The following is a 24,314-nucleotide window of genomic DNA, read 5'->3' as shown; positions in this document are numbered from 1 at the left end:
CAGCGGGGGCCTTCGGCATGGGGCGAACCGGTGCGGAGGGTCTCAGTACTGCGGCCGCCTGAACCAGGCGGCCGTCTCCGCCTTCGACGCGAAGACGATCAGCAGAATGCTCGGCACCAGCGGGACGACCATCAGGAGCGCGCCGGTGACCAGGCTTGCCGCGAAGCCGAGCACGCTCAGCGCGCCCAGTGCGACGGAGCCCGTACGCACCCCGATGCCGCCCGTCCTGTACTTCGCCGCCACGCCGATCGCCAGCAGTGCCAGCGCCAGGGCCAGCACTCCGGCGACCCAGAGCAGGCCGCCGTACTTCTTGGCCAGCCCGGTGTCGTCCTCGACGTTCGCCAGCACGACGCCGACCAGCAGGACCAGCAGGCCGCTGAGGATCCACATGCCGGCCAGCACATAGAGCATCGCCCGGGCCGTCCTCGCCGACGACGGCATCATCTGCGGTCCGCCCGGCAGCCCGGCCCAGCCGTACGGCGGCTGGGGCTGCTGCGGCCGGCCCCAGTGCTGTTGCGGCTGCTGGGGGAGGGCGTAGTACGGCTGGGCCGGAGGCTGCTGCGGATGGCCGTACGGGCCGTACGGCTGCTGCTGGGGCTGCTGGGGCTGCTGCGGTGGCGCGGGCTGCCCGCTGTAGGGATTGCCGGGGCCGGGCGGATGGCTCACTTGCGATTCCTTCGCGCGGACGGGGCCTTGGGGCCGGCGTTGCTGCTGATACCGCTGTTGTTGCGGTTACTGCTGTTACCGCTGTTACCGCCCAACGTCACCGAGGCGACGGGGTCTTGACGACCACCGAGCTGAGGATCTTGTCGGCGAACGTCTGCTTCTTGTCGTCCCACAGCGGCCACAGGTAGCCGATGTAGCAGGCGGCGCCGTCCAGTCCGTGGCACAGGCGGCGCACGAAGGCCATGCCGAAGCCGAGCGGACGGCCGTCGGCCTCGCGCAGCACGCTGATGCCGAGGGCCCTCTTGCCGGGCGTCTGGCCCGTCTTGCCCTCGCGGTAGCAGAGGTAGAGACCGCCGATCAGCGACAGCAGGCAGCCGATGCCGATCAGGGCGAGGGCGCCGCCCGGCATCTGCGGGCTGTCGCAGGCGTCGCTGCCGCTGGCGTCGCAGGCCTTGACCGCGTCCACGAACACGGCGATGAACCGCCCGTAGCCGATGCCGACCAGGATCATCGGGACCAGTCCCGCGACCAGGAAGTCGATCAGCGTGGCGCCGACCCGCGCGCCCCAGCTCGCGAACGGCGGCATGCCGGCCACCGGTCCTGCCGGCTGGCCGTAACCGCCGTAGCCGTACGGCCCCTGGGCCTGCTGCGGGACCGTGCCGTAGGGGGGCTGCGGCTGCTGGGGGTAGCCGTAACCGGGCTGGGCCGGGGGCTGCTGCGGGTACCCGTAGGGCTGCTGCGGCTGGGGCTGCTGCGGCGGAACGGGCTGCTGACCGTACGGGTTTCCGGGACCGGGCGGGTAGCTCACGGCGACTTCTTTCACGCTGATACGAGTGGGGACGGCCCACATCGTCCTGGGCGGCGTCATCCGCTGTCCAGCGTCCGGGGGGAGACCTGAGAAGATGGAGGCATGAGCGCCCAGATTCTCGATGGCAAGGCCACTGCTGCCGCGATCAAGTCAGAACTCTCCGTACGCGTCCAGGCGCTCACGGCCCGCGGGGTCACGCCGGGGCTCGGCACCCTGCTGGTCGGCGACGACCCGGGCAGCCGCTGGTACGTCGCCGGCAAGCACCGCGACTGCGCCGAGGTCGGCATCGCGTCCATCCAGCGGGAACTGCCGGAGACGGCAACGCAGGAGGACATCGAGGCGGTCGTGCGCGAGCTCAACGAGGACCCGCAGTGCACGGGTTACATCGTCCAGCTCCCGCTGCCCAAGGGCATCGACACCAACCGCGTCCTCGGTCTGATGGACCCCGCCAAGGACGCGGACGGACTGCACCCCACCAACCTGGGCCGCCTGGTTCTCAATGAGCGCGGCCCGCTGCCGTGCACACCGAACGGCATCGTCGAACTGCTGCGGCGGCACGGCGTGGAGATCAACGGCGCGCACGTCGCCGTGGTCGGACGCGGGGTCACCGTCGGCCGCTCGATCGGCCTGCTGCTGACCCGCAAGTCCGAGAACGCGACGGTCACCCTCTGCCACACCGGCACGCGGGACCTGGCCGCGCAGCTGCGCCAGGCCGACGTCATCGTGGCCGCCGCGGGTGTGCCGCACCTGGTCAAGCCCGAGGACGTACGGCCGGGCGCCGCGGTGCTCGACGTCGGCGTGAGCCGGGACGAGAACGGCAAGATCGTCGGCGACGTCCACCCGGGCGTGGCCGAGGTCGCCGGCTGGATCTCGCCGAACCCGGGCGGCGTCGGCCCGATGACCCGGGCGATGCTGCTGGCGAACGTGGTCGAGGCCGCGGAGGGCCGGTTCTCATGACCGACGGCCCAGGCCAGGGCGACAGCACCGGCACCGGCGACCGCACCGGCGACGGGACCGCGGCGACGGGCGCCCCGGTGGCCGCGGCCGCCGCGAAGACCGCGGAGCCGGCCCCGCAGCAGGACCAGCCCGGCGTCGGCCGCCGCTTCCAGGCCGTCACGGAGGGCACTGCCCGCCCCGAGGGCGGCGGCAGGGCCGCGGCGGGCGACGCGCCCGCGCCGGCCCGTCAGTGGCCGTTCCTCGGGGTTGCCGGGGCGGTGGCCGTCGGTCTTGTGCTGATCGCCGCCGACACGGTGCGGCCCGGGATGGTGCTGATCGGCGCCGCGCTGCTCGCGGGCGCGCTGATGCGCTGGGCGCTGCCCTCGGTCGGCATGCTGGCGGTGCGCAGCCGCTTCACGGACGTGATCACCTACGGCGTGCTGGGCGTCGTGATCGTGCTGCTGGCGCTGATGGCGCAGCCGCATCCGGTGCTGGAGATCCCGTTCCTGGAGGACGTCGTCCGCTTCTCCGTGCGCTGACCGCACGGGGCGAACCGGCCCGCGACAGCACTTGGCGTCCCGTCCTCCCCCCGTCGGAGGACGGGACACCGTCGCGTAGGGCGCCCCCCTCTGGCTCCCCGGCGTCGACGGTACGGGCAGGCCGCCCACCGGGGCGTCCCGTCCTGGGTGGAGGTTTGTCCGGGCGGAGTACAACTTTCGCGGTACGGCGACGGGCTGACGCGGGTGCCGTCCGGCCGGTCTACGCTTCGCGCGTGCGGAACAAGGTGCTGGCGGACGTGGCGCTGGCGGTGGCTTTCACGGCGGCCAGCATGCTGCTGGGACACGAGCAGCCACCGCCGGACCGGCATCGCCTGGACGCAGCGGGCTACGCGCTCACCGCGCTGGTCAACCTGCCCGTCGCCGCCCGTCGCCGCTTCCCGGTGGGCGTCAGTGTCTTCGTCTGCGCGGCCTGGGCGGTCTTCGTGGCGGCGGGCTACTGGCCGGTCGTCAACAGCCTCGCCCCACTGATGGCGCTGTACGCCGTGGCCATCGTGCGCCCGGTGCGCGTCGCGCTGGGCTGCGCGGCACTGACCGGCGGGGTGTGGGTGTACGCGGGCCTGACGGCCGCGCAGGGTTCGATGGCCACGGTGGGCGCACAGGCAGTGGTGTTCCCGCTGGTCATGTGCTGGTTCGGGCACTCCGCGCGGGTCTCGGCGCAGCGCGCGGACCGGCTCGGGGAGGTCACCGAGCGGCTGCGCTCGGAGCGGAAGGACGCCGCCAAACTGGCGGTCGCGGAGGAACAGGCCCGCATCGCCCGTGAGTTGCACGACGTCGTCGCCCATCACATGTCGGTGATCTCGGTGCAGGCCGGCATGGCCTCGTACGTCTTCGCCAGTGAGCCGGAGAGCGCGCGCAAGGCCCTGGACACCATCTCCGACACCACGCGCGAGGCGCTGCAGGAGATGCGCCGCATGCTCAAGGTGCTGCGCGCCGGCCCGGGGGAGCCCGAGGGCGGTTCGCCCTCCTACGACCCGATGCCCTCGGTGTCCCGCATGGGCGAGATGATCGAGCGGGTGCGCGGCGCCGGGCTCGCGGTGGAACTGCGGATCGAGGGCACCGCGCGCCCGGTCGCGCCCGGCGTGGGGCTGTGTGCCTACCGGGTGGTGCAGGAGGCGCTGACGAACGTCCTCAAGCACGCTCCGCACGCGCGGGCACGCGTCCTGGTGGCGTACGAGCCGCACCAGCTCCAGGTCACCGTCACCGACGACGGCGGAGCCGGGACGCGGGAGGCGTCCGGTCGTTCCGATCCGGACACAATCCCCCAGGGAGCCGGTCACGGCTTGATCGGCATGCGTGAGCGCGCGAGGCTCTACGGTGGGACGGTGGACATCGGCCCGCTCGGCGATGGCTTCGAGGTCCGCCTCACGCTCCCCACATCGGCGCGCGGGACCGCGCGGCGAGGGGATTCATTGGACGCATGACCACGGTGCTCGTCGTCGACGACCAGTTCCTGATCCGGGCCGGACTGGTAGGGCTGCTGCGTGCGGTCCCCGGTATCGAGGTGGTCGGGGAGGCCGGTGACGGCGAGGAGGCCGTGGAGCGGGCCGCCGAGACCGCGCCCGAGGTGATCCTGATGGACATCCGCATGCCCGGCATCAGCGGCGTCACCGCGACCGAGCGCATCCTGGCAGCGGCCGGCGAGCGGGCGCCGCGCGTCCTCATCCTCACCACCTTCGACCTCGACGAGTACGTGTACACCGCGCTGCGCGCCGGGGCCTCCGGCTTCCTGCTCAAGGACGCGGGCCCGGAGCGCCTGATCGCCGCCGTCCACGCCGTCGCCGGCGGCGACACCCTCTTCGCGCCGAGCGTCACCCGGCGGCTCATCGAGGCGTACGCGCCCGTCCGCCCCGCGCCGGATCCCGCCCGGCCGCCCCCCGCCGAACTCGCGGCTCTGACCGCGCGCGAGGTGGAGGTGCTGCGGCTGATCGCCAAGGGGTTGTCCAACGCCGAGATCGCCGAGCGGCTCTTCATCAGCGAGGCGACCGTGAAGACCCATCTGAACCGCACCATGGCCAAGCTGCGGCTCGGCAGCCGCGCCCAGGCGGTCGTACTGGCATACGAGACGGGACTCGTGACCCCGCGAAGAGGATGAGGATTCTCCGGATTTCAAGCGTCGAGCGTATGTGCGTCGCTACCGTGGGTTGACTGACGGAACCGGGGGGTGCGTGGTGGCGCGATGGGAACCATTGCCCGAGACACTTGACGCTGCCGCGCGCCGGCTGGCCGTGCACCTGCGCAGGATGAAGGACCGCAGCGGGCTGAGCGTGCCCGCGCTCGCCGCGCGCACGGCCCAGAGCACCGAGGCGTGGGAGCAGTTCCTCAACGGCGTACGGGTGCCGCCGCGCGACGCGGTCGAGGTGCTGGGCCAGTTGAGCGGCGCGGACTACGAACGGCTGGTCGCGCTGTGGGAGTTGGCCGACCGCGGGGTGACCGACACGATGACCGGCTTCCCGTACTCCGATCCGCTCGATCCGCTGGCCCCGGTCGAGGGCATGCCCCGGCATGCGGCCCGGCGGCGGCGCAGGGCGGTGCTGGTCGGCTTCGGGATGCTGGCCGGGGCGTTCGGGCTGCTGCTCGTCGCCGGGATCGCCACCGACGGGGCCCCGCGCGCGCAGGCGCCGCTGTCGGCGCATCCCACGGGGGCCGCGGCGGGCGGCGGGGCACCTTCCGCGTCCGCTCCGGGTGCCCCGGTGACCCGGCCCGGGAAGACCTCCGCGACCCCGGCGGGGACGCGGGCCCGTCCCGGCGGCCCGCGCACCGGGGCCGGCGCCGTCACCCCGGACGGCGGGACGCCCGCGGCGCCGGTAGACGACGTGAGCGAGCGCCCGACGGGCGGCCAGGCCCCCGCGACGGGGGACGCGGACGGCACGGGAGACTCCGGCGGTTCCGGCGGCACGGGCGGTTCCGGCGGCGGGCACGGCACGACGGCGCCGGGCAGCGGCGCCACCACGGCGCCGCCGGCCACCACGGCCCCACCCGCCCCGACCCCCACGCCCTCCTCCGCGGCACCGAGCCCGACGTCGGGCCACGGGCTGTGCCTGGGGCTGATCGTCCTCGGCATCTGCATCGGGTGACGGGGCGGCACACCCGGCAGCACGACCCGCACGACCCGCACGACCCGCACGACCCGCACGACCCGCACGACCCGCACGACCCGCACGACCCGCACGACAGCAAGGCAAGCAGGGGGACCGCACCATGACCCGTTGGCGACCGCTGGCGGACGATCTCGACCCACGCGTCCGGGAGTTCACCGAGCAACTGCGGCGGCAGATGGACCGAGGAGGCCTGAGCGCCGCCGCCCTCGCCGACGCCACCGGGTACAGCAGGAGTTCCTGGGAGCGGTATCTGTCCGCCCGCCTCCTGCCGCCCCGGTACGCCGTCGTCGCGCTCGCGCAGGCGACCGGCGCGGACCCGCGGCACCTCGTCACCTTGTGGGAGGTCGCGGAACGGTCCTGGAGCCGCGCGGAGAACCGGCACGACGTGACCATGGAGGCCGGCCGGGTCGCCGAAGCACGCGCCGCGCTCGGCGAGTTCGGGCCCCCTCCGGCCACCGGCCCGGCGGTCCCGCGCAGGTCCCGGCGGGCCCTGGTGCTGTTCGCCGCGGGCGCGGTGGCCGTGGTGGTGGCGGTGATCGGCGCGACCGTGCTCACCGGCGGGGGCGGCACGGACCGTGCGGGGGAGACGCGGGCGCCGCACCCCTCCCGCACCGCCCGTGCCGCCGGACTCCCCTCCGGGGTCAAGTGCACCGGCGCCACCTGCACCGGCGAGGACCCCGAGGGCATGGGGTGCGGCGGGGCGCACGCGCGGACGACGGCCTCGGCCTGGATCGGCGGCGCCTATGTCGAGACGCGGTACAGCGAGGTCTGCGCGGCCGCGTGGGCGCGGATATCCGCCGCCGCCCTGGGCGACACCCTCACCGTCGGGCCCGCGGGGGCGACCGGTCCGGCCCAGCGCACCCGCATCGGTGGGACCGCCGCCGCGTACACCCCCATGCTCGCCGCCACCGCCCCGGCCGCCGTCCGCGCCTGCGTCACGCTCGCCTCCGGTGTCCACGGGTGCGCGACGCCGCAGAGCGGTTCCTGACGAAGCGGCCGGCCGCCGTGCCCGGGCTGCTCGCGTCTGCGCCACGCCCGCCGCGGGCCTGCTCAGGTGTGCGCGCCCACAGGGCAGGCCAGGGTGGCGCTCATGCCGGTTCGCCGGGGCCCTCGGGGTCGGTGCACCTTCGCCCCGATCGGCTGCCGGGGTCGCGCGCCCCGCGGGTGCGGTGACCGGGGCCACACCGGGTGTGGCAGCCGCCGGGACGGCGCGGGTATAGCCTGGCGTGGGTCTCTTGACGCCGAGAGATCCCCGTTCCGGGAGCATGGGACGCTGCCGGGGCGGCATGGGATCCAGCAGCAGAAGGCCAGGAGAAGGCAATGACTCGCACTCCCGTCAACGTCACCGTAACCGGAGCGGCCGGACAGATCGGCTACGCGCTGCTGTTCCGCATCGCGTCGGGCCATCTGCTCGGCCCCGATGTCCCGGTGAAGCTGCGCCTGCTGGAGATCACCCCGGCGCTCAAGGCCGCCGAGGGCACCGCGATGGAGCTGGACGACTGCGCGTTCCCGCTGCTCCAGGGCATCGACATCAGCGACGACCCGAACGTCGCCTTCGACGGCGCGAACGTCGGCCTGCTCGTCGGCGCCCGCCCGCGTACCGCCGGCATGGAGCGCGGTGACCTCCTGGAGGCCAACGGCGGCATCTTCGGCCCGCAGGGCAAGGCCATCAACGCCCACGCCGCGGACGACATCCGCGTCCTGGTCGTCGGCAACCCGGCCAACACCAACGCGCTCATCGCGCAGTCCTCGGCCCCGGACGTCCCGGCCGACCGCTTCACCGCGATGACCCGCCTGGACCACAACCGCGCCATGTCGCAGCTGTCGAAGAAGACCGGCGTGCCGGTGAGCGAGATCCGCCGCCTCACCATCTGGGGCAACCACTCCGCCACCCAGTACCCGGACGTCTTCCACGCCGAGGTCGCCGGCAAGAACGCCGCCGAGACCGTCAACGACGAGAAGTGGCTGGCCGAGGAGTTCATCCCGACCGTCGCCAAGCGTGGTGCGGCCATCATCGCCGCCCGTGGCGCGTCCTCCGCCGCGTCGGCCGCCAACGCCGCGATCGACCACGTCTTCACCTGGACCAACGGCACCGCCGAGGGCGACTGGACGTCCGCGGGTGTCGTCTCCGACGGCTCCTACGGTGTGCCGGAGGGCCTGATCTCCTCCTTCCCGGTCACCGCGAAGGACGGCAGGTTCGAGATCGTCCAGGGCCTGGACATCAACGAGTTCTCCCGCTCCCGCATCGACGCCTCCGTCAAGGAGCTCGAGGAGGAGCGCGACGCGGTCCGTGGGCTCGGCCTGATCTGACGCGTGATCGACGGCCCGCTGCCGGCCCCCGCGAGGGGCCCGGTAGCGGGCCGTTCGCGTTCCCCGCCTCGGGCCCGTTTTGAAAGTCCCACGAGGACGCTCCGCCGTGCGATGCGCCGTGTCATCCGCGGCGGCACCCGCCCTCCGGGCGGACGGCGCTACGTTCGCAACCCGGCCTGGGTCCGCTCGGCCGGCAGCGCGCACAGCGCGTCGAGCGGGCCGGCGAAGGCGTGTTCGGGTGGGGTGCCGTAGCCGACGACCAACCCGCCGGTGTCCCGGCCGCCGAAGTGTCCAGGCTATGCAGTCCCAGTCCCAGGCTCAGTCCCAGTCCCAGTCCCAGTCCCAGGCCCAGTCCCAGTCCCAGGCCCAGGCCCCTCGGTCGCGGGCCGCGGCGACGGCCTCCGCGCTCCGCCGTGCGATGCGCCGTGTCATCCGCGGCGGCACCCGCTCCGCGCCTCGCAGGTCAACGGCTGTGCCTTCTGCGAGCTGCACGGGCTCACCGTGTGGCGGGAGACCTCCCTTCACGGCGCGCGAGCGTGCCGCCCTGGCCCTCGCCGAGGCGGTGACCCGCCTCGGCGAGCACGGTGTCCCGGACGACGTCTACGACGAGGCCGCCCGGGTCTTCGACGAGGACGAGCTGCCCCGCCTGATCGCCATGTGCATCACCATCAACGCCTGGAACCGCATCGGCATCACCTCGCGGATGTCCCCGGCGCCGCGCCCCGAGGGGATATCTGACCCTCCGGGCTCCGCCCTCAGGCGGACAGCACGCCGCGCAGCTGGTCCAGGCCCCAGTCCAGGTCCTCCTTGGAGATCACCAGCGGCGGCGCGATCCGGATCGTGGAGCCGTGGGTGTCCTTGACCAGGACACCCCGTCCCAGCAGGCGCTCGGAGACCTCGCGGCCGCTGCCGTGGCCCGGGGCGATGTCGACCCCCGCCCACAGGCCGCGGCCGCGCACCGCCGTGACCGTGCCGCTGCCGGTCAGCAGGGCGAGTTCGTGGTGCAGATGGTCGCCGAGCTCGGTGGCCCGCTGCTGGTACTCACCCGTCCGGAGCATCGCGAGGACCTCCAGCGCCACGGCGCACGCGAGCGGGTTGCCGCCGAAGGTCGAGCCGTGCTCGCCCGGGCGGTACACCCCCAGCACCTCCGCGGAGGACACGACGGCCGAGACCGGCACGACGCCGCCGCCCAAGGCCTTGCCCAGCACGTACATGTCCGGGACGACGCCTTCGTGCTCGGAGGCGAACGTCCTGCCCGTACGGCCCAGGCCCGACTGGATCTCGTCGGCGATGAAGAGCACCCCGTGCTCGGACGTCAGCCGCCGCACCCCCGCCCAGTAGCCCGCCGGCGGCACCAGTACGCCGGCCTCGCCCTGGATGGGCTCCATCAGCACGGCCACCGTGTCGGCGTCGATCGCCGCCTCCAGCGCCGCGAGGTCGCCGTACGGCACGATCTCGAAGCCCGGGGTGTACGGGCCGAAGTCGGCGCGGGCCTCGGGGTCGGTGGAGAAGCTGATGACGGTGGTCGTGCGGCCGTGGAAGTTGCCCGCGGCCACGATGATCTTCGCCTGGCCGTCCGGCACGCCCTTGACCCGGTAGCCCCACTTGCGGGCCGTCTTGACCGCGGTCTCCACGGCCTCCGCGCCGGTGTTCATCGGCAGCACCATCTCCATGCCGCACAGGTCCGCGAGTTCGGTGCAGAACTGTGCGAACCGGTCGTGGTGGAAGGCCCGCGAGGTGAGGGTCACCCGGTCCAGCTGCGCCTTGGCCGCCTCGATCAGGCGGGTGTTGCGGTGGCCGAAGTTGAGCGCCGAGTAGCCGGCGAGCATGTCGAGGTAGCGACGGCCCTCGACGTCCGTCACCCACGCGCCGTCCGCGGAGGCGACGACGACGGGGAGCGGGTGGTAGTTGTGCGCGCTGTGCGTTTCTGTGGCGGCGATGTGCTCGGCGGCGGTCGACACGTGAGTGCTCCGTTCGTGGTACGTCGGGAGGTGTGGCGCGGGAGCCCGGTGGGGCTCCTTTCCATTGTTCTTGTCGTCTGTTCTTATCGTCGCTCGCCCGGGATGCGAAGAAACATTGCGGCGACGTCCCGACCTTGCGTTGCTACGCTGGCCGTGGGCCGTGACTGGCGCGCTGGGATGGGATCGACCATCGGGGAGCGGTCCGTGAACTGTGTGCCGTGCGCCTGGGCCATCCGGTATGCCGTGCCGCGCAGGAGGTCCGCATGTCCAGTGGTCCCACCGAGTCCACCGCCTTCCGCAGTGCCCTTGACGTGATCAGGGGGGTCGAGCCGCGCGTCGCCGACGCGATCGGCCAGGAGATCGAGGACCAGCGGGCCTCGCTCAAGCTCATCGCCAGCGAGAACTACGCCTCCCCGGCGGTGCTGCTGGCCATGGGCAACTGGTTCAGCGACAAGTACGCCGAGGGCACTGTCGGGCGCCGCTTCTACGCCGGGTGCCGCAATGTCGACACCGTCGAGGCCATTGCCGCCGAGCACGCGCGGGCGGTCTTCGGCGCCGAGCACGCCTATGTGCAGCCGCACTCCGGGATCGACGCCAACCTCGTCGCCTTCTGGGCCGTGCTGGCCGCCCGGGTGGAGACGCCGGCGCTGGAGCGGGCCGGCGTACGACAGGTCAACGACCTGTCCGAGGCGGACTGGGCGCGGCTGCGCCACGAGCTCGGCGACCAGCGCATGCTGGGCATGTCGCTGGACGCCGGCGGCCACCTCACGCACGGGTTCCGGCCCAATATCTCCGGCAAGATGTTCGACCAGCGCAGCTACGGCACCGACCCGGCGACGGGCCTGCTCGACTACGAGGCGCTGCGCAGGACGGCGCGCGAGTTCCGTCCGCTGATCATCGTCGCGGGCTACTCGGCCTACCCCCGGCTGGTGAACTTCCGCATCATGCGGGAGATCGCCGAGGAGGTCGGCGCCACCTTGCTGGTCGACATGGCGCACTTCGCGGGTCTGGTCGCCGGCAAGGTCCTCACCGGGGACTTCGACCCCGTGCCCCACGCCCCCATCGTCACCACCACCACGCACAAATCGCTGCGCGGCCCGCGCGGCGGCATGGTGCTGTGCGACTCCACGCTGGCCGAACAGGTCGACCGCGGCTGCCCGATGGTGCTCGGCGGCCCGCTGCCGCACGTCATGGCGGCCAAGGCGGTGGCGCTGGCCGAGGCCCGGCACACCGACTTCCACGGCTACGCACAGCGCATCGTCGACAACTCCAAGGCGCTGGCCGAGGGGCTGCTGCGGCGCGGCACGACCCTGGTCACCGGCGGCACCGACAACCACCTCGTGCTCATCGACGTCGAGTCCTCCTACGGCCTCACGGGGCGTCAGGCCGAGGCGGCCCTGCTGGAGTCCGGCATCGTCACCAACCGGAACTCCATCCCCCGGGACCCGAACGGGGCCTGGTACACCTCCGGCATCCGCATCGGCACTCCGGCCCTCACCACCCGCGGCCTCGGCACGGGCGAGATGGACGAGATCGCGGGTCTCATCGACCGCGTGCTGACCACGACCGAGGCCGGCGTCACCTCGGCCGGCAAGCCGTCCAAGGCGCAGCACGTGCTGGACGCGAAGGTCGCCGACGAGATCGCGCAGCGAGCCGCCGACCTGCTGGCAGGCTTCCCGCTGTACCCGGGTATCGACCTGAGCTAGCGCGCGCGGGTTCTCACGCGTCGACCAACTCCTGCCGGGGCCCCGGATCGCGGGGCGTCCGGCGGGATATCAGGCGTGAGGCGAGCAGGGTGCCGGCGCAGCCGAGGGCGAGGCCGGCGCCCAGCCCGGGGAGGGACAGCCACCAGTCGGTGGGACCGTCCGCCGCCGCGGGCGCGGCTGCGGCGGTGGGGGCGGGGGAGGGGACCGCGGGGACCTCCTCCGAACCGAGCGGGTAGTCGGGGGCGCTGACGCCGAGACCCTTGTCCGGGCTCAGCAGCCCCATGCGGTCCAGCAGCGCCTCGAGGATCTTCGGCTGGGCGGCGTGGTGCCACACCCCCCGCTCCGGCAGTCCCGTATCCCCCGCCCGGCGGCTGTGGATCCACGGGCCCCCGGCGGCGTCCAGGTAGACGAAGTCGACGCGCCACACCGAGACGTCGTGGATCAGCCAGGTGACGGTGATCGTGCGCCGGCCCGAGCCCTCCACATCCGCCTGCGCGGGCGGATCGGAGACCCCGGCCACCGGCCCGATGGACGTGTCCAACGTCCCGTAGTCCGGGGACGACGTGTAGATCGCCGCGGCCTTGCCGCTCTCCGGCGCGACCAGCATCACGCTGGTCGGCCCCCCGGCCGTGGCCGGTCCCGCGCCGACGAGCACGGCGGCGAGTGCTGTGCCCGTGACTCCCGCCCAGGTGACGAACCTTCTGATCCGCATGCGGTCCCCCTCTCGCTCGGTCCTGCTCCTGTTACACCGCCCGGCCCCACCGGGTTCCCGTTCCGGGACCGGGGACCGGGGACCGGGGATTGGCGCGGGCGCCGCGTCGCCGGACCGCCGAGGACGACGCCGGGGCTGTGGGCGCCCGCCCCGCCGAGGACCGCCGCCGGCCACGGGTGCTGCCGTTCGCGGAAGGGACCGGGCAGCCCCGATGACGGCGCGTCCGGCGGGTCCTCGGAGGGAGGAGCGGCGATCCCGGCGAGGATCGAGGCCCCCGGCCCGTCGCCGGCTGCGTAACCCCGCCCACGAGATGCCCGCCGGCGCGCCGGCCCGGGAGGCGTTCGCCGTCGGCGCGATCGGCGTCCGCGCCGCCGTCCTGCCCGTCGACCCGGTCGTGCGCGGTATCCGGGACCGGTCCGAGGCTGCCGGGTGCCGTCTTGCCGCGCCGCGCCGCGGGCCCGGCGGTCAGGCGGGCGGGCCGGGGGACTCCTGGAGCCGGGCCGACTGCGCGATCGCCAGCGCGCGTGCCCGGTCGGGCACGCCCTCCAGACGGAGCGTCAGCTCACCGCGCTGCCAGAGCAGGGTGGGCCCGGCCGCCCGGGGCGGTTCGCTGCGCGTCCGTCCGTCCGGGTCCACGAGCCGGACGTAGTGCGGTTCGGCGAACCACACCGCGAGATCGCCGTCGACCTCTACCCATTCGGCCGCCGAGCCGGTCGTCTTGAGGAAGACCATGTCGATCGAGGCCCGGAACTGGTCGAGCCGGACCGTGCGGCCGTCGCGCCGCCAGCTCATCGACAGCACCCGCCCGCCGTCGGTGACCGCGACCCCGTCCGGCTCGCCCAGCGCCGCCGGGACGAACGCCCCGTCCAGCGGCGCGTGTCCACGCACCGGTGGCGGGCTTCCCGCGCCCGGGGTCGCCGAGGGGTCGTGGCGCACGGCGACGCCGCCGAAGCCGAACCAGTCCGAGACCGCGGCACGCACCGGCGGGGTGAGCACCAGCACGACCAGCACCCCGCACAGCACCGCCGCCAGCGCCCGCCACCGCGCCGCGACCCGGATCCGCGCGCGCCGCACGCGTCCCCGGCCGGTCTCGGGCACCGGTACCGCTACGGCCTCGGCGAGCAGCCGGGCCAGCACCTGCTCGGCCACCGAGTCCGGCGACGGCGCCGGGATGTCCAGCCGCCGCCCCGCCTCGCGCAGTTCCTCCGGGAGCCGGTCGGTCATCGCAGCCCCCCGTCCCGTGCGGCCAGCAGCGGTTCGCCGAGGCCGGTCCGCAGCCTCGCCAGGGCGCGGTGCAGCCGTGACTTGACGGTGCCGCGCGGCCAGCCCAGCACCGCGGCCGTCTCCTCCTCGTCGAGGTCGAGCAGATAGCGGCAGGTGACCACCAGCCGGTGCGGCTCGCTCAGGCCGCCGACCGCGGTCAGCAGTGCCGCGTGCCGTTCCCGGGTCACCACAAGCGTCTCCGGGTCCTGGTCCGGCCCGGGCACGGCTTCCATGGCGGCGTTGCGCTCGACGGCCGAGCGCAGCCGGCGGGCGGCCCGTGCCGCGTTCCGCGCCTCGTTGGCGACGATGCGCAGCAGCCACGGCCGGAAGGCGGCGTCCTCCCGGAAGCCGCCGAGGGCGCGGTACGCCTTGACGAACGAGTTCTGCACCACGTCCTCCGCGTCGGCACCGGCCCCGAGCAGCACCGCCGTGCGGTGGGCGACGTCCGCGTGGACGCGCACCAGCTCCGCGTACGCCTCACGGTCCCCGGCGCGTACGCGTGCGATCACCGCCGCCTCCCCCTCCGTGGCGGCCCCCTTTCGCTCCCCCGGCCGCCCCCGTGCGACCCCGTCACCCCTTCTACACCGCTCCCCCCGGCCCGGTTCCCGTTGCGGGCGGACAATCCCCGTGGACCTGAGAGAATGAGAGGCATGGCTCTCGATCGTCCCCGTGTGCTCTCCGGTATCCAGCCCACCGCAGGCTCGTTCCACCTGGGCAACTACCTGGGCGCGGTCCGCCAGTGGGTGGCCCTCCAGGAGTCGCACGACGCCTTTTACATGGTCGTCGACCTGCACGCGATCACCGTGCCGCAGGACCCTGCGGAGCTGCGTGCCAACACCCGGCTGGCCGCCGCCCAGCTGCTCGCCGCCGGCCTCGACCCGGAGCGCTGCACGCTCTTCGTCCAGAGTCACGTCCCCGAACACGCGCAGCTCGGCTGGGTGTTCAACTGCCTCACCGGCTTCGGCGAGGCGTCGCGCATGACGCAGTTCAAGGACAAGTCCGCCAAGCAGGGCGCCGACCGCTCGACCGTGGGCCTGTTCACGTACCCGATCCTCCAGGTCGCGGACATCCTGCTGTACCAGGCGAACGCCGTCCCCGTCGGCGAGGACCAGCGCCAGCACATCGAGCTCACCCGGGACCTCGCCGAGCGCTTCAACGGCCGCTTCGGCGACACCTTCACCATTCCGGCCCCGTACATCGTCAAGGAGACGGCCAAGATCTACGACCTGCAGGATCCGCAGGCGAAGATGAGCAAGTCGGCGGCGTCCCCGAAGGGCCTCATCAACCTCCTGGACGAACCGAAGGCCTCGGCGAAGAAGATCAGGAGCGCGGTCACCGACACCGACACCGTGATCCGCTTCGACGAGCAGGAGAAGCCGGGCATCAGCAACCTGCTGACCATCTACTCCACCCTCACCGGGACCGCGATCCCCGAACTGGAGCAGCGCTACGAGGGCAAGGGCTACGGCGCGCTGAAGACCGAGCTCGCGGAGGTCTTCGTGGAGTGGGTCACCCCGTTCCGCGAGCGCACGCAGGAGTACCTAGGCGACCCGGAGAGCCTGGACTCCGTGCTGGCCAAGGGCGCGGAGAAGGCCCGTGCCGTGGCCGCCGAGACCCTGGCGAACGCCTACGACCGGGTCGGCTTCCTGCCCGCCAAGCACTGAACGGGGCATTCCGGCGCTCCCGGCGCGGGCCTTTGGTCCCGCGTGAATGTGACGGACGACGCTCGCGCCCCGGGGTGCGAGCGCGTCACACTTGCTGCGGAGGCGCTGCGTCGCACACCGTGCGTACGATGCCTCCGGCCCGCCTGGGACCGGACGGGAGCGGGCGGGAACCGACGGGGCGACGACCGGGGTACGACCGGGAAAGGGGTGAACTCGTGGGAAACCGCATGATCGGCGTGTCCATCGCGGTCCCGGAGCCTTACGGCAGCCTGCTGCAGCAGTGCCGCGCCGACTTCGGCGACCCACTGGCCTACTGCATCCCCACCCACGTCACACTTCTTCCGCCGACCGAGGTGGACGCCGCCGTCCTCCCGGCCTTCCGCGAGTATCTGGGCGAGGTCGCGGCAGCCTGCCACCCCTTTCCGATGCGCCTGGAGGGCACGGCCAGCTTCCGGCCGCTGACCCCGGTGGTCTTCGTCGAGCTCGCCCAGGGCGGCCTGGACTGCGCCGAGCTCCAGGAGCGGGTGCGTTCCGGCCCGATCCGCCGCGAGCTGCAGTTCCCGTACCACCCGCACGTCACCATCGGCCACGGCATCCCGGACGAGGCGCTGGACCGGGCGCAGATGGAGCTCGCCGACTTCACCGCGGCGTGGACCGCGAGCTGCTTGTCCCTGTACGAGCAGGACGACGAGGGCGTCTGGCGCCCCCTGCGCGACTACGCCTTCGGGGCCGCCGCCCCCCACCCCCTGCTCCCCCAGCAGCCGGGGGCCTGCGAACCACTCGGTACGGCTCCCGCACGGGGTACGCAACCCGCGTGAGCACACCGGGCCGGCCGCCGCGGGCCGGCCGGAACCGGCGGACGACGCCGGTCCCCCCGAGGCTCCGCCGCCTCCCGTGTGACGCCGGGCGGGCCACTTCTTCGCCCGTGGCCCCGGACCCGTCGCCCGTGCCGTGCCTACGCTGCCGCCATGGACTCCTTCCTCGCCGCGGACCGCGACCGCTTCCCCGATCTCCTGCGCTCCGTCACGGAGTTCGCCGCCCGTGAACTGGCCTCCGTCGACGAACGCCCGGTCGCTGGCCCCGGCCCCGGCCCCGGCCCGGCCCCCGCGCCGGAGCCGCTGCCGCACGCCGGGGTGGGGGCCGACGGCGCGCTGGAGCGCTTCGCGCGGCGCTGGGCACCGGGATTCTCGGGCAGCGCGGGACCGCGCTACCTGGGCTTCGTCACGGGCGGCGCCACTCCCGCCGCCGTCGCGGGGGACTGGCTGACCGCCACGTACGACCAGAACGCCGCGTCGGGCACGGGCTCCTCGGCCGCCGCCCTGGAGCGCGAGACCCTGACCTGGCTGCGTGAGCTGTTCGGCCTGGGCGCCGCGCACAGCGGGGCGTTCGTCACCGGCGCGACGGTCTCCAACACCGTGGGTCTGGCCGTCGCCCGCGAATGGCTCGGCGAGCGGCGGGGCGTGTCGGTGTCCCGGGACGGCGTCGCGGCGCTGGGCCCCGTGACGGTGCTGTCCGGCGCCCCGCACTCCAGCACCGAGAAGGCCCTGTCGGTCCTCGGCCTCGGCCGGGCCTGCCTGACCCGTGTCCCGCTGCTGCCCGGCCGCGAGGCGGTGGACGTCGACCGGCTGGCGGAGGCGCTGGACGCGCTGGACGGCGGGCCCGCGATCGTCGTCGCCAACGCCGGTACGGTCGACACCGTCGACTTCGACGACCTGCGCGCCGTCGCGGCCCTGAAGGGACGTCACGATTTCTGGCTGCACGTCGACGCGGCCTTCGGCGGCTTCGCCGCGCTGTCGCCCCGCCACGCCCACCTCACGGCCGGGCTGGACGCCGCCGATTCCGTCTGCGTCGACCTCCACAAATGGCTCAACGTCCCCTATGACGCCGCCGTGCAGTTCACCCGCCGCCAGGACCTCCAGATGCGGGTGTTCCACAACGCCTCGCCCTACCTGGGTCTTCCGGCCCTGCCCGACCCCGACTTCCTGCACCTGACGCCCGAGAACTCCCGCCGCCTGCGGGCCCTGGCCGCCTGGTTCTCGCTCACCGCCTACGGCCGGGACGGCCACCGCGACATCGTCGAACGCAACATCGCCCTCGCCCGCCGCCTCGGGGACCGCGTCGCCAATACCGCGCACCTGCGGCTGCTCGCCCCCGTCCGGCTCAACGTGGTCTGCTTCACCTTCGCGGGGGACGCCCCGCCGGAGGACCTGCGGGAGCGCGTCTCCGCCGCGGCCCGCGCCGTCGCCGCCTCCGGCGAGGCCTTCCTCACCCCGACGGTCCACGCCGGGGTGCCGGCCCTGCGCGCCGCCTTCAGCAACTGGCGGACGTCCGAGGCCGACACGGACCGCGTCTTCGAGGCGGTCATCGCCGCCACGGCGCCCGCCACCTAGAGTGCAGGAGGTGACGGAGGGTAGGCGCGCGGTATGGAATGGCTGACGAAAATCCCGGTGATCGGTCCGTGGATCGCGCGGCTCATGCGCACCCACGCCTGGCGCACCTACGAACACCTGGAGAGCGTCCACTGGACGCGGCTGGCCGCCGCCATCACCTTCGTCAGTTTCGTCGCGCTCTTCCCGCTGCTCACCGTCGGCGCCGCCGTCGGAGCGGCCCTGCTGTCCCCGTCCCAGCTCAAGCAGCTTCAGGACAAACTCGCCGAGCAGGTGCCGGGGATCGCCGACAAGCTCAACATCAACGGGCTGGTGGACAACGCAGGCACGGTCGGTGCCGTCGCCGCGATCCTGCTGGTCCTCACCGGCGTCAGCTGGGTCGCCGCGCTCCGGGACTGCCTGCGCGCCGTCTGGCACAAGGACGACGAGTCCGGCAACCCCTTCATGGACCGGCTCAAGGACCTCGGCGTCCTGATCGGCCTGGGCGCCGTGGCCCTGCTCTCCGTGGTCTGCTCCACCCTCGCGGGCTCGGCTGTCAACCGCCTGGGCGACGCCGTCGGCCTGGACGAGAACGGCCCCGGCCGGGCCCTGCTGTCCGTCGTGGGCTTCTGCGTCGCCGTCCTCATCGACGTCGGCATCCTCGCCTACCTGCTCACCCTCCTGCCGGGTGTCACCCCCGACCGGCGCGACGTCGTCGTGGCGAGCCTGATAGGAGCCATCGGCTTCGAGGTGCTGAAGCTGCTGATCAGCGGTTACCTGCAGAGCGTCGCCACCAAGAGCATGTACGGGGCCTTCGGTGTGCCCATCGCGCTCCTGTTGTGGATGAACTTCACGGCAAAGCTGCTGCTGTACTGCGCGGCGTGGACGGCCACGCCGCACAGCGCCGAACTGCGGGCCAATGAGCAGACCAAGGAGACGAGTTGACCGAGATCGCGCTGAACGAGGCCGTCGCCTGCCTCGTCCCCTACACGCTGACCGGGATCGACAGGGACGCGCTCACCGGCGTCTTCGCGTTCGCCACCCGTGAGTCCCTCACGCCGGGCGCCGTCCTCCAGGCCCACTGCCCGTTCCGGATGACGCACGGGGGCGACCTCGTGCTCGGCTCCGAGGACATGCGGTGGCCGCGGGTACGCGGCACCGACCCCGCGGCCGCTCTCGCCGACTTCACCACGCTCTTCGACGAGCAGGCGCGCGAACTGTGCGGGCGTCTGGGCGACCACCCGCTGAACGTGGTGCGCTCCACCCTTGGGGACAGCGGGCGCGTCACGGTGGAGATGGACGACGCCTGGGTCCTGGAGGTTTTCCCGGTCACCTCGGAACCCGCCGAGTCCTGGCGCGTCTTCTTCCGCGGCGGCGACCACGTCAGCTATCGAGGCGCACCCTGACCTGCGCCGACCTTCCCTGACGCGCGGGGAGGGAGCGGTCAGTGGCCGGGCAGGCCCGGCCAGGCGCCGCGGCCGGTGAGCGCCAGGGCGAGGGCGGCGATGTTCCAGGAGTCGTGCTCACCGCAGTGGTGACGTCCTTCGAGGGGAAGCCCGGCGATCTGCAGGGCCTCGACCATGCCGGGGCGCTTGGTCAGACCGTGGGCTTGAGTGAAAAGCGTCTTGACGTTGATGTGCCGGCTGCCGAAGGGGTACGTCGTCCCGGTCGCCCGGCACTGCCGGTTGAACTGGTGCCGGTCGTAGTCGCCCCAACTGGCCCACGTACGGGGGCCGGCGCGGTGTTCGGCGGCCAGGACCTTGCAGGCGTCGGAGAATTCGAGGCCCTGGTCGACCTCGGCCTGCGTGAGCCCGGTCAACTCCGTACAGAAGTCGCTCACCTGCGACCGTTCAGGCCGGACGAGGATGCGGTGCCGGGCGACGCGCTCGCCGCGGTGGAGGTCGACGACGGTCAGCCCGATCTCGATGATCTCGCTCACCGCGCCGGGTGGCGGCTCGCCGTCCCAGCACGTCGCTTCGACATCGATGACGTTCAGCAGTCCCTCATCACTCTCCATGACGGGAAACAGTACGTCTATTTCCGGCCATGGGTCACTACTCTTTGCGCAGGTATTTACTACTCTCAGTTCGAACCAGACCGTTTTGCCGATCCCGTACGGACGCGGACGGACATCCCACGCGTCGGCCAACGCCTCCACGAGCCCGAGGCCGCGCCCCGACTCGTCCTCCGGTGACGCGGCCCGGGGACGCGGGTACGCGTTGCTCGCGTCGCACACCTCCACCCGCAGCCGGCCCCCGGTGAGGACGGCCCGCGCCGCCACCTGACGGTCCGGCGGCACCCGCGCGTGGCGCACGGCATTGGTCATCAGTTCGCTCAGCAGCAGTACCGCGGTCTCCGTGGTTTCCGCGGGCAGACCCCACACCGCGGCCTGCTCGCGCAACCGCGCCCGCGCGAGGCGCACACTGCGCGCCCGGCGCGGAAAGCGCCACTCCGTGGGGGGAGTTGTCTCGTTCATGGCTCCAAAGGTGCAGGTCACTGCGTAGCCTCGGAAGTGACCAGGCGTGTACGGAGGGTGGTTGTACCTCATGGCGATCGAGACGTCCCCGCCCCCGATGGCGTGGCGCTACTGCGGCAATCAGGTCAAGCTCTGGCGCGAACAGGCGGGCGTCTCCCGCGAACAGCTCGCCGACGAGGCCGGCTACGGCGGCGAGACCGTGCGCTCCATGGAACTCGGTCGGCGCCGCCCCACGATCCGGCTGCTCCAGGTCGCCGACCAGATGTGCGGCGCCGGCGGCAAACTCACGGCGGCGGACGCCTTCTTGAAGCCGGAGCGGTTTCCTTCGTACGCGCTGGACTTCATGCGGTACGAATCGGAGGCCATCGCCCGTTACGCCTACGAGGCGCAGTACGTCCCTGGGCTGCTGCAGACCGAGGAGTATGCGCGCCGCCTGCTGGCCTCGCACTGGCCCCCGCTCGGCGACGAGACCGTGGAGGAACGGCTCGCGGCCCGGCTGGAGCGGCAGGCCCTGCTGCGCGAGCCCCCGAAGTCGTTCGGCTTCGTGGTCGAGGAGGCCGCTCTGCGTCGTCGTTTCGGCGACCCGGATGCGCACGCACGGCAGTTGGGGCACCTGCGGAAGATGGGCGAGTCCCGCAACGTGACGATTCAGGTCATGTCCGCGGACGGCGGCTTCCACTGCGGCCTGCTCGGTCCGTTCGTGCTGCTGGAGACGCCTGAGCACGATCATGTGGTCTACGAGGAGGGGCAGACGACGGGCTTGCTGTATGCGGAGCCGGACAAGGTCAGTATCGTCATGCGGCGGCAGGACATGATCGCCCGGCAGGCGCTCGGCCCCGAGCAGTCGGCGCGGTTCATCGGCGAGTTGGCGGAGGCGCTATGAGAACCGAGCCGGCCTGGTTCACGTCCAGCTACAGCAACTCCGAGGGCGGCGACTGCGTCGAGGTCGCGCTCGGCCCCGGTGCCGTCCTCGTGCGGGACTCCAAGGACAGGGCCGGGGCCCGGCTGACGTTCCCGTCCGACGCGTGGCGCGCGTTCGTGGCGTTCGCGGTCACGCTCGACGTAGGCGGCGCCACGCGATGAGGCCCATGAGCAGGCCGATGACGACCGGTGTGGCGACGTTCTGACCGTCGAAGGAGACGATCTGGAAGAACGCCGCCCCGATCATGAGCCCGATGAAGGCGATCGCGGTGACGCCGGCGAGGCGCGGGACCACGAGGCCGACGGCGCCCGCGAGTTCGAGGGCGCCGATGAGGTACATGAACCAGGTGCCGTAACCGATCGTCGCGAAGCTCTCGACGGCCGACGGGTGGGCGATGAGTTTCGACATGGCGCTGGCGAACGCGAAGAACAGGGCGAGGACGATCTGCAGCGTCCACAGGGCGGTGTTCGCGCGGCGGCCCCGGTGCGGAAGGGCGGGCGCGGACGCGGGAGCGGCGGCGGTCATCGTGGTCTCCTCCGGTGTCGGGTGTACGGGGAGGTGGACCGGCCGACCGCCGCCGACTCATCGGTTCAGCGGAGAAAATGCGCGACCGTGAACCAGGTGACGGCCAGGACGACCGCGGTGACCAGGATGAATCCCGCCAGGTACGTCCCCACCACGACCGCCCCCGGTGCGGCGGCCGCCCAGCCGAAGCGCGCGGCGGGGATCTTGGTGCGGAAGGCGGCACGGACGCAGTAGACGGCGACCGCGAGCCCCATGACGAGTCCGATGACGGACAGAATGCCCATTGATCGTTCCCTCTTCCCTCCGTGTCCCCGCGTCCCTGTCCCCTGGGTCATGTCCGGGCCGGGGCTCCGTGCCACCTGGGCGGTGGGGGGCGGTCGGAGCGGGGTGGGCGCACGCGCCGCATGAGCGCCGTCGAGCGCCCCCGGGAGAAGCGCGGGGGCCCTCGGGGCCTCAGGGGGAGAGGGGGAGAGGGCGGGCTAGGACCGGTCGGCGCCGGCCTCCGCCGTGGTGGGCCGCTTGGGCAGCGGCCACCGCTTGCGGACGAAGAAGGCGACCGCGCCGACGACCAGGACCGATCCGCCGGTGATGGCGAGGGCGGTCCACAGGCCGCCGCCGGAGGACGTGGCGGCGGACGCGGACGTGGGGTCGGCCGGGTTCCCGGCCTGGGCGGTGCCGCCGGAGGCGGACGGCGCGGCCGAGGGCGAGGCGGTGGCGAGGGCCGACTTCGGGGGCACGAGGACGCCGACCGGGGTGACCTTGCCGTCCGCCTGGAAGCCCCAGTCGAACAGCTTCGAGGCCTCTTTGTAGACCATGTTGTGGCCCTCGCCCGGGTGCATGACGGTGACGAGCAGTGTGCGGCCGCCGCGCTGGGCGACGCCGGTGAAGGTGTTGCCGGCCTTGCTGGTGTAGCCGTTCTTGACGCCGGCGATGCCCTGGTACGACGGCAGGTCGTAGTCGCCGGTGAGCAGGCGGTTGGTGTTCTGGATCTCGAAGGTCTCGCGCTTCTTCTTCGCCTTCTTGCCGCCCTTCGCCTTGATCGTCTTCCACTCGCCGGGGAACGAGGCCCGCACGGTCGAGCAGTAGTCGCGGAAGTCGGCGTTCTGCAGGCCGGAGCGTGCGAAGAGGGTGAGGTCGTAGGCGGAGGAGACCTGGCCCGGCATGTCGTAACCGTCGGGGGATATGACCTCGGTGTCGTCGGCCTGGAGGTCCTCGGCCTTGGCCTGCATCTCCAGAACGGTGGCGTCGACACCGCCGTTCATGGCGGACAGCACGTGGACCGCGTCGTTGCCGGAGCGGAGGAAGACACCCAGCCACAGGTCCTTGACGGTGTACGTCAGGTTCTCCTTGATGCCGACCAGGCTGCTGCCCGCGCCGACGCCGTCGAAGTCGGAGACCGCGACCTTGTGCGTCTGCGTCTTGTCGAGCTTCGGCAGCACGGTGTCCGCGAAGAGCATCTTGAGCGTGCTCGCGGGCGGCAGCTTCCAGTGCGCGTTGTGGGCGGCGAGCACCTGGCCGGACTCGGCGTCCGAGACGATCCAGGAGCGGGCGGTGAGCTTGCCCGGCAGAGCCGGGGCGCCCCCGAGCGGGCTCACCTGTGTGCCCGGCGCTCCCAGCCGTTCGCCACCCACGGTCGACATTCCCGCGGGCGGGGTCGGGGTCGGTGACGGGCCCTTCGCGTGCGCGAGGGGGGCGGTCGCCAGGGCCGCACCGCAGGACAGCGCGAAGGCGGACACGACCAGGGCAGGGCGGCGCACGGAACGGCGGGAGGAGTTGGGCACGGGGAGAAACTACAGGGAGAGGATGACGCTGCGGGAGCGGCATGGGCGGATCCCGGCCGTGACCGTTCCCACGCCCCCTGAGCGCAACCATCCACCCCGTCCGGCCGTCCTGTGCGGTGTCGCAGTGTGCCGCCCCGTGCGATCGAGGGCGGGCGACGCGCGATGCCCAAAAGGGTCATATAGGGGCGAAATTCGGTATTCCAGTGGGGTGACCGGTTCCTCGCGGCCCCCGTGCCGGGCTTCGCGAGGAGGACCGCATACTGGTCGTATGAAGCTCAGCCGCCCCGTGTCCTGGTTCCTGACCGCTTTCGGGGTGTGGAGCTGGATCGTCTGGACCACGTTCGTCAAGAACCTGTGGAAGGACGCCAGCGGGCTCGCCTTCGAGGGCGGCGACCACGCCTCGCCGACCGCGTACTTCTGGGTCCACCTCACCCTCGCGATCACCTCGCTCGTGCTCGGCACCGCGATCGGTGTGCTCGGGATCCGCGGGCTGCGGGCGCTGCGCGCCGCACGGTGAACTGATCGCGGTCCCGCCGTGCCCGGTGCCGGCGGCCCTGACT

General features: G+C 72.9%; 27 protein-coding genes, 1 pseudogene and 1 riboswitch. Of the genes and pseudogenes, 16 read left to right on the top strand and 12 right to left on the bottom strand.

From position 1 onward, the window contains the following. Positions 1-42: 42 nt before the first annotated feature. Together RV983_RS15135 and RV983_RS15130 are read right to left on the bottom strand one after the other, a co-directional pair. A complete protein-coding gene (locus tag RV983_RS15135) occupies positions 43-666 on the bottom strand; it encodes a hypothetical protein (protein ID WP_475986321.1) in 624 nt (207 codons plus the stop codon). A 97-nt stretch (positions 667-763) separates the two neighbouring features. Then, positions 764-1,474, bottom strand: a complete 711-nt coding sequence (locus RV983_RS15130) for an RDD family protein (RefSeq protein WP_475986320.1) — start codon at positions 1,472-1,474, stop codon at positions 764-766. Between the two features lie 102 nt (positions 1,475-1,576). On the opposite strand from RV983_RS15130, the gene RV983_RS15125 reads away from it, so the two are divergent. The 7 genes from RV983_RS15125 to RV983_RS15095 all read left to right on the top strand — a co-directional run bounded on the left by RV983_RS15125 (position 1,577) and on the right by RV983_RS15095 (position 8,378). Further along, positions 1,577-2,431: a bifunctional methylenetetrahydrofolate dehydrogenase/methenyltetrahydrofolate cyclohydrolase gene (locus RV983_RS15125; RefSeq protein ID WP_475986319.1), complete on the top strand. Its 855-nt coding sequence runs from the start codon at positions 1,577-1,579 to the stop codon at positions 2,429-2,431. Then, a complete protein-coding gene (locus tag RV983_RS15120) occupies positions 2,428-2,949 on the top strand; it encodes a DUF3017 domain-containing protein (protein WP_475986318.1) in 522 nt (173 codons plus the stop codon). The genes RV983_RS15125 and RV983_RS15120 overlap by 4 nt, the downstream gene beginning before the upstream one ends. Positions 2,950-3,182: 233 nt before the next feature. Next, entirely contained in the window at positions 3,183-4,391 is a 1,209-nt protein-coding gene (locus tag RV983_RS15115) for a sensor histidine kinase (protein ID WP_475986317.1), read from the top strand. Then, positions 4,388-5,062 (top strand): response regulator, encoded by a 675-nt coding sequence (locus tag RV983_RS15110; RefSeq protein ID WP_475986316.1) that lies wholly within the window; start codon positions 4,388-4,390, stop codon positions 5,060-5,062. The genes RV983_RS15115 and RV983_RS15110 overlap by 4 nt, the downstream gene beginning before the upstream one ends. 94 nt (positions 5,063-5,156) lie before the next feature. Next, on the top strand, positions 5,157-6,044 hold the full coding sequence (locus RV983_RS15105) for a helix-turn-helix domain-containing protein (protein ID WP_475986315.1): 888 nt from the start codon (positions 5,157-5,159) through the stop codon (positions 6,042-6,044). A 124-nt stretch (positions 6,045-6,168) separates the two neighbouring features. Next, entirely contained in the window at positions 6,169-7,056 is an 888-nt protein-coding gene (locus RV983_RS15100; RefSeq protein ID WP_475986314.1) for a helix-turn-helix domain-containing protein, read from the top strand. 332 nt (positions 7,057-7,388) lie between these two features. Beyond that, complete coding sequence (locus RV983_RS15095; protein ID WP_475986313.1) at positions 7,389-8,378, top strand: malate dehydrogenase; 990 nt, start codon at positions 7,389-7,391, stop codon at positions 8,376-8,378. Positions 8,379-8,696: 318 nt separating this feature from the next. Here RV983_RS15095 and RV983_RS15090 read toward each other — a convergent pair whose 3' ends face one another. Both RV983_RS15090 and rocD read right to left on the bottom strand, forming a co-directional pair. Beyond that, positions 8,697-8,870, bottom strand: a complete 174-nt coding sequence (locus tag RV983_RS15090) for a hypothetical protein (protein WP_475986312.1) — start codon at positions 8,868-8,870, stop codon at positions 8,697-8,699. A 263-nt stretch (positions 8,871-9,133) separates the two neighbouring features. Next, positions 9,134-10,339, bottom strand: coding sequence for an ornithine--oxo-acid transaminase (rocD, locus tag RV983_RS15085; RefSeq protein WP_475986311.1), 1,206 nt, complete (start codon positions 10,337-10,339; stop codon positions 9,134-9,136). A gap of 150 nt (positions 10,340-10,489) precedes the next feature. Beyond that, positions 10,490-10,576, top strand: a riboswitch (ZMP/ZTP riboswitch). Between the two features lie 26 nt (positions 10,577-10,602). Here rocD and RV983_RS15080 point away from each other — a divergent pair. Beyond that, a complete protein-coding gene (locus RV983_RS15080; RefSeq protein ID WP_475986310.1) occupies positions 10,603-12,045 on the top strand; it encodes a glycine hydroxymethyltransferase in 1,443 nt (480 codons plus the stop codon). Between the two features lie 13 nt (positions 12,046-12,058). On the opposite strand, the gene RV983_RS15075 is transcribed toward RV983_RS15080, so the two are convergent. The 3 genes from RV983_RS15075 to RV983_RS15065 form a co-directional block, all read right to left on the bottom strand. After that, the gene (locus tag RV983_RS15075; RefSeq protein ID WP_475986309.1) at positions 12,059-12,757 is read right to left on the bottom strand and encodes a hypothetical protein; all 699 of its coding nucleotides are present in this window, start codon (positions 12,755-12,757) and stop codon (positions 12,059-12,061) included. Positions 12,758-13,222: 465 nt separating this feature from the next. Next, positions 13,223-13,981, bottom strand: coding sequence for a hypothetical protein (locus RV983_RS15070; RefSeq protein ID WP_475986308.1), 759 nt, complete (start codon positions 13,979-13,981; stop codon positions 13,223-13,225). Beyond that, entirely contained in the window at positions 13,978-14,529 is a 552-nt protein-coding gene (locus RV983_RS15065) for an RNA polymerase sigma factor (protein WP_475986307.1), read from the bottom strand. The genes RV983_RS15070 and RV983_RS15065 overlap by 4 nt, the downstream gene beginning before the upstream one ends. A gap of 141 nt (positions 14,530-14,670) precedes the next feature. Here RV983_RS15065 and trpS point away from each other — a divergent pair, with 141 nt between their 5' ends. The 5 genes from trpS (at position 14,671) to RV983_RS15040 (ending at position 19,456) form a co-directional block, all read left to right on the top strand. After that, positions 14,671-15,684, top strand: a complete 1,014-nt coding sequence (trpS, locus tag RV983_RS15060; protein WP_319658601.1) for a tryptophan--tRNA ligase — start codon at positions 14,671-14,673, stop codon at positions 15,682-15,684. 215 nt (positions 15,685-15,899) lie between these two features. Then, a complete protein-coding gene (locus RV983_RS15055; protein WP_475986306.1) occupies positions 15,900-16,502 on the top strand; it encodes a 2'-5' RNA ligase family protein in 603 nt (200 codons plus the stop codon). A 150-nt stretch (positions 16,503-16,652) separates the two neighbouring features. Next, positions 16,653-18,074, top strand: a complete 1,422-nt coding sequence (locus tag RV983_RS15050) for a pyridoxal phosphate-dependent decarboxylase family protein (RefSeq protein ID WP_475986305.1) — start codon at positions 16,653-16,655, stop codon at positions 18,072-18,074. A 33-nt stretch (positions 18,075-18,107) separates the two neighbouring features. Further along, positions 18,108-18,995: a YihY/virulence factor BrkB family protein gene (locus RV983_RS15045; RefSeq protein WP_475986304.1), complete on the top strand. Its 888-nt coding sequence runs from the start codon at positions 18,108-18,110 to the stop codon at positions 18,993-18,995. Next, on the top strand, positions 18,992-19,456 hold the full coding sequence (locus RV983_RS15040; RefSeq protein WP_475986303.1) for a hypothetical protein: 465 nt from the start codon (positions 18,992-18,994) through the stop codon (positions 19,454-19,456). The genes RV983_RS15045 and RV983_RS15040 overlap by 4 nt, the downstream gene beginning before the upstream one ends. 38 nt (positions 19,457-19,494) lie before the next feature. Here RV983_RS15040 and RV983_RS15035 read toward each other — a convergent pair whose 3' ends face one another. Both RV983_RS15035 and RV983_RS15030 read right to left on the bottom strand, forming a co-directional pair. Further along, positions 19,495-20,067 carry a 3'-5' exonuclease gene (locus RV983_RS15035; RefSeq protein ID WP_475990333.1) on the bottom strand — a complete coding sequence of 191 codons (573 nt, stop codon included), beginning with the start codon at positions 20,065-20,067 and terminating at the stop codon, positions 19,495-19,497. 87 nt (positions 20,068-20,154) lie between these two features. Further along, positions 20,155-20,526: pseudogene (locus tag RV983_RS15030) on the bottom strand (ATP-binding protein); the annotation flags it as partial. A gap of 70 nt (positions 20,527-20,596) precedes the next feature. Between RV983_RS15030 and RV983_RS15025 the strand changes: the two are divergent. Further along, the gene (locus tag RV983_RS15025) at positions 20,597-21,409 is read left to right on the top strand and encodes a helix-turn-helix domain-containing protein (RefSeq protein ID WP_475986302.1); all 813 of its coding nucleotides are present in this window, start codon (positions 20,597-20,599) and stop codon (positions 21,407-21,409) included. Then, positions 21,406-21,609, top strand: a complete 204-nt coding sequence (locus tag RV983_RS15020) for a DUF397 domain-containing protein (RefSeq protein WP_475986301.1) — start codon at positions 21,406-21,408, stop codon at positions 21,607-21,609. Before RV983_RS15025 ends, RV983_RS15020 begins: the two co-directional genes overlap by 4 nt. Here RV983_RS15020 and RV983_RS15015 read toward each other — a convergent pair. From RV983_RS15015 to RV983_RS15005, 3 genes are all read right to left on the bottom strand, one after another. Beyond that, on the bottom strand, positions 21,578-21,973 hold the full coding sequence (locus RV983_RS15015; protein WP_475986300.1) for a DoxX family protein: 396 nt from the start codon (positions 21,971-21,973) through the stop codon (positions 21,578-21,580). The two genes, RV983_RS15020 and RV983_RS15015, sit on opposite strands and share 32 nt — an antisense overlap. Before the next feature lie 65 nt (positions 21,974-22,038). Next, a complete protein-coding gene (locus tag RV983_RS15010) occupies positions 22,039-22,257 on the bottom strand; it encodes a hypothetical protein (RefSeq protein WP_475986299.1) in 219 nt (72 codons plus the stop codon). A gap of 195 nt (positions 22,258-22,452) precedes the next feature. Further along, positions 22,453-23,754 (bottom strand): D-alanyl-D-alanine carboxypeptidase family protein, encoded by a 1,302-nt coding sequence (locus tag RV983_RS15005; protein ID WP_475986298.1) that lies wholly within the window; start codon positions 23,752-23,754, stop codon positions 22,453-22,455. A gap of 268 nt (positions 23,755-24,022) precedes the next feature. Here RV983_RS15005 and RV983_RS15000 point away from each other — a divergent pair, with 268 nt between their 5' ends. Further along, entirely contained in the window at positions 24,023-24,271 is a 249-nt protein-coding gene (locus RV983_RS15000) for an SCO4848 family membrane protein (RefSeq protein WP_475986297.1), read from the top strand. The last annotated feature ends 43 nt before the right edge of the window (positions 24,272-24,314 follow it).

It is taken from the genome of Streptomyces sp. RLA123 (assembly GCF_056270165.1).
Note: the sequence above shows the minus strand (reverse complement) of the source record. Positions and strands in the feature narration are given on the sequence as shown.

Coding starts and splice junctions, on each gene's coding strand:
- RV983_RS15125 (WP_475986319.1), top strand. CDS start 1,577: ATGAGCGCCCAGATTCTCGATGGCAAGGCCACTGCTGCCGCGATCAAG.
- RV983_RS15120 (WP_475986318.1), top strand. CDS start 2,428: ATGACCGACGGCCCAGGCCAGGGCGACAGCACCGGCACCGGCGACCGC.
- RV983_RS15110 (WP_475986316.1), top strand. CDS start 4,388: ATGACCACGGTGCTCGTCGTCGACGACCAGTTCCTGATCCGGGCCGGA.
- RV983_RS15100 (WP_475986314.1), top strand. CDS start 6,169: ATGACCCGTTGGCGACCGCTGGCGGACGATCTCGACCCACGCGTCCGG.
- RV983_RS15095 (WP_475986313.1), top strand. CDS start 7,389: ATGACTCGCACTCCCGTCAACGTCACCGTAACCGGAGCGGCCGGACAG.
- RV983_RS15080 (WP_475986310.1), top strand. CDS start 10,603: ATGTCCAGTGGTCCCACCGAGTCCACCGCCTTCCGCAGTGCCCTTGAC.
- RV983_RS15075 (WP_475986309.1), bottom strand. CDS start 12,757: ATGCGGATCAGAAGGTTCGTCACCTGGGCGGGAGTCACGGGCACAGCA.
- RV983_RS15070 (WP_475986308.1), bottom strand. CDS start 13,981: ATGACCGACCGGCTCCCGGAGGAACTGCGCGAGGCGGGGCGGCGGCTG.
- trpS (WP_319658601.1), top strand. CDS start 14,671: ATGGCTCTCGATCGTCCCCGTGTGCTCTCCGGTATCCAGCCCACCGCA.
- RV983_RS15050 (WP_475986305.1), top strand. CDS start 16,653: ATGGACTCCTTCCTCGCCGCGGACCGCGACCGCTTCCCCGATCTCCTG.
- RV983_RS15045 (WP_475986304.1), top strand. CDS start 18,108: ATGGAATGGCTGACGAAAATCCCGGTGATCGGTCCGTGGATCGCGCGG.
- RV983_RS15035 (WP_475990333.1), bottom strand. CDS start 20,067: ATGGAGAGTGATGAGGGACTGCTGAACGTCATCGATGTCGAAGCGACG.
- RV983_RS15025 (WP_475986302.1), top strand. CDS start 20,597: ATGGCGATCGAGACGTCCCCGCCCCCGATGGCGTGGCGCTACTGCGGC.
- RV983_RS15020 (WP_475986301.1), top strand. CDS start 21,406: ATGAGAACCGAGCCGGCCTGGTTCACGTCCAGCTACAGCAACTCCGAG.
- RV983_RS15015 (WP_475986300.1), bottom strand. CDS start 21,973: ATGACCGCCGCCGCTCCCGCGTCCGCGCCCGCCCTTCCGCACCGGGGC.
- RV983_RS15010 (WP_475986299.1), bottom strand. CDS start 22,257: ATGGGCATTCTGTCCGTCATCGGACTCGTCATGGGGCTCGCGGTCGCC.
- RV983_RS15000 (WP_475986297.1), top strand. CDS start 24,023: ATGAAGCTCAGCCGCCCCGTGTCCTGGTTCCTGACCGCTTTCGGGGTG.